General features: G+C 40.1%; 3 protein-coding genes. 2 read left to right on the forward strand and 1 reads right to left on the reverse strand.

Annotated features, from left to right (window positions below; translation table 11 throughout):
• Positions 1 to 1,412: PAS domain-containing protein (locus BCT81_RS29830; protein WP_241908257.1), on the forward strand; the 1,412-nt coding region annotated here is incomplete at its 5' end.
• Positions 1,400 to 2,380, forward strand: a complete 981-nt coding sequence (locus BCT81_RS29835) for an ATP-binding protein (protein WP_241908258.1) — start codon at positions 1,400 to 1,402, stop codon at positions 2,378 to 2,380. The genes BCT81_RS29830 and BCT81_RS29835, both read left to right, overlap by 13 nt.
• Before the next feature lie 122 nt (positions 2,381 to 2,502).
• Here the strand turns inward: BCT81_RS29835 and BCT81_RS21825 are convergent, their stop codons facing one another.
• Positions 2,503 to 3,033, reverse strand: coding sequence for a hypothetical protein (locus BCT81_RS21825; protein ID WP_102425820.1), 531 nt, complete (start codon positions 3,031 to 3,033; stop codon positions 2,503 to 2,505).
• Between the last annotated feature and the right edge of the window lie 61 nt (positions 3,034 to 3,094).

Here is a 3,094-nt window from a genome sequence, read left to right on the forward strand (position 1 = left end):
CACTTTATGTACTCTCTAATCACAGCCAATCGACCGTCAAACAACTGCAAAGCGGTAACAGTAGCTTCGAGCTTGAGTCTGCCAAAATTTTTATGGAAAAGTATCTCGAGGTTGCAGAAGACCGCATTGTTTTAGCTTCGCAATACCAAGGGGTCATCGACGCAGTGTCGGTCTCAAATATAGAACGGCTCTCATTTCATCTTGAGCGATTCAAGGGGCAGAACCAGTCAATGCAATTTGCCGTGCGAGACCGTACCGGCCAGCTGTTGTTTGAAGATACATTTCGTCATCCCGCATCAAAGCAAGAGCAAGCTATCTTTGACGCGATAGCGAATCAGGAAGTCGATGATCGTATCCTTTACCTTTTGCATGATGATGCTAACCATATTTGTATCAAGCTATTTATGCCGTTACTTCAAGGCAGCGATTTCGTAGGCGTGCTATATGGTGAAACCGCTGTCGATTATGATGATTTCTTTGGCTCGTTTGTCACGAACCGAGAGCGTTGGTACGAGCTTAGTCAAATAGTCCCCCCTGTTGCTTCTCTCACTGAAACGGACGAGACACATGCACATAGCCACCATTCACACACCATAGCGAAGAATAAATACAATGAAGAAGAGTGGCTCTTAACCCAAACGGCTTTGACCAGAGGCGGTTTGGTATTAACTCAAGGGGTAAGCAGTTCTTTTGTTAATAATCAGTTGTTACGCTTACAAAAGGAGCTTTTGAATGGCCTTTTAATTGTATTAGTAATTAGCTCTATTTTTGTTTTTTTGATGGGACAAAAATTATTCGTTAACCCCCACAGAGAATTAGAAGGGTCGAAAAAGCTACTTGAAGAGTCGAACAAACGATTAGCAGAACAAGAACGTGAAAGTCACCTCCTAGCAACAGTAGTCAAAACGGCTAGAGATGGAGTTGTTATAACAGATAAGAAAGGGCGCATAGAGTGGGTAAACAGTGCTTTTGAGACAATGACAGGCTATCGCTTAGATTCCGTAAAAGGGCTAAAACCAGGCTCATTTTTGCAAGGGGAAGAGACTTGTCTTGATACCGCATGCAGGATAGGTTCAGCTATTCACAAAGGTGATCAAGTTAAAGCTGAAATATTGAATTATTCCATCGACAAAACGGCCTATTGGATCGACATTGACATCATACCTTTGCGCAACGCGAAAGGTGAAGTTGAACGTTTTATCGCGATTGAACGCGATATTACAGATTTTAAGAAGCTTGAGTTGAAATTAGAAGATCAAGTAAATAAAGCGCACCAAGCGAATAATGCAAAATCACTATTTTTAGCGACAATGAGTCACGAAATTAGAACTCCGATGAACGGCTTACTTGGTATTCTACAAATGCTTTCGACGACTTGGAGAAGAAAGAGCAGAGAGAAGTGCTCCGGTTAGCGCTTGACTCAGGCGAGCACTTAATCGCTATTCTTAATGACATTTTAGACTTAGCTAAAATCGAAAATGACAGTTTAGAGATTGATCCGCATCCATTCAAAATGTCCGACATAACTAACCCCGTATTGAACACGTATCAAACCTTGTGTTCAGAAAAAGGCATTGAGTTTTCTTTGCTTGATAATAGCGATGCCGCTTTTTCATACCATGGCGATTCCGTTCGAATTCGACAGGTCATTCTCAATTTAGTTGGGAACGCATTGAAGTTTACTGCGAGTGGTTCGATCACTGTCAGTATCAACCCACAGGATCACTCTGCGATGGAATTCACGGTAGAAGATACAGGTATCGGCATCCCAACTGAAAGGCTAAGCTCAATCTTTAATGAGTTTGAGCAAGCAGATGTCTCTACTACAAGGAATTATGGCGGCACTGGGCTTGGGTTAGCGATTTGTCATAAGCTTGTGACTTTGATGAACGGCCAACTCAATGTTAAAAGTGAACTTGATGTAGGAAGCCGCTTCAGTTTTATTATCAACCTACCAGTCGTTGCGTCAAAAGATGAGAAAATTTCAACAACGCCGGGGATCGACCTAACTCCATTTAAGGTTCTAGTGACAGATGACAATAGGATGAACCTTATCATCGCCAAAGGATTCTTAGATAAATTAAACGTTGAGTGCGTTACTTGCAATAGTGGCTGTGAGGCTTTAACACACTTGGAAACAGGTCGCTTCAACCTAGTCATTATTGATAACCATATGCCGAAAATGAATGGTTTAGAAACAGTTCGAAAAATACGACAAGCTGGTCATAATGATCTTGTTATCTTTGGCTGGACTGCCGATATCATGCAAACATCAACTCTAGCTTTCATTGAAGCTGGCGCAAATGAAGTGTTAACTAAACCACTGATTAAGTCAGACTTAGTGGAAGCACTTTCTCGTTACCTCAAGCAAATTAAATAGTAGGTAAAACAAGCTAGTCAGAGCTTGCTTTACCTTGGTTAACGTTTAGTCTCAAAGAAACCAATAATAAGAAATAATTAAACAGGACCAGCGCATATAATTTACGCTAACTCAGGAAATGGTTATTCCTTACGTGCATTCATCGGATAACTTCTTGAACCGCTATACTGAATATCTTTATAGCTACCTTTCATTGTTCCTTTTGCAACAGAGACATAATTAATCATCACTGCTGGATTTCCAGAAAAACCATTGATGTTCACTTCTATTTTCCCATCTTTCTTAGAAGCGAGCCCTGTACCTGATTTAAATACATTACCATTATGTTCATAAGTCATGGCAACGCGGATATCTGTACTCGGATAAGCTTGATCAAGAAATTGTAACTTCCAATTTTCCGACAAACTCCACCTTGTATTAGCTAACATATTAAGCGTATTTGGGTTTGTTAAATTTTTGGCTATTTTTACGTTTCCATATTGGTCCATAAAAATTATTTCATCGGAGCCATCCCCATCGGTATCACCTAAGGCAAAATGCGAAACTTGCTGCCCATCTAAAATGTCTTCAATGACAAATTCGCTTTCTGCTGCAACACAGGAGCTAAAAATGACTAAAGGTAGAAACGAACTTTTTATCTTATTTGACAACACAATATCTCACTCAAAATTCAATCGAATTTAATATATAAAATTTACATCAGCATTACTCCTG

Origin of the sequence: Vibrio sp. 10N.261.52.A1 (genome assembly GCF_002876325.1) — a bacterium.
Taxonomy (GTDB): domain Bacteria; phylum Pseudomonadota; class Gammaproteobacteria; order Enterobacterales; family Vibrionaceae; genus Vibrio; species Vibrio chagasii.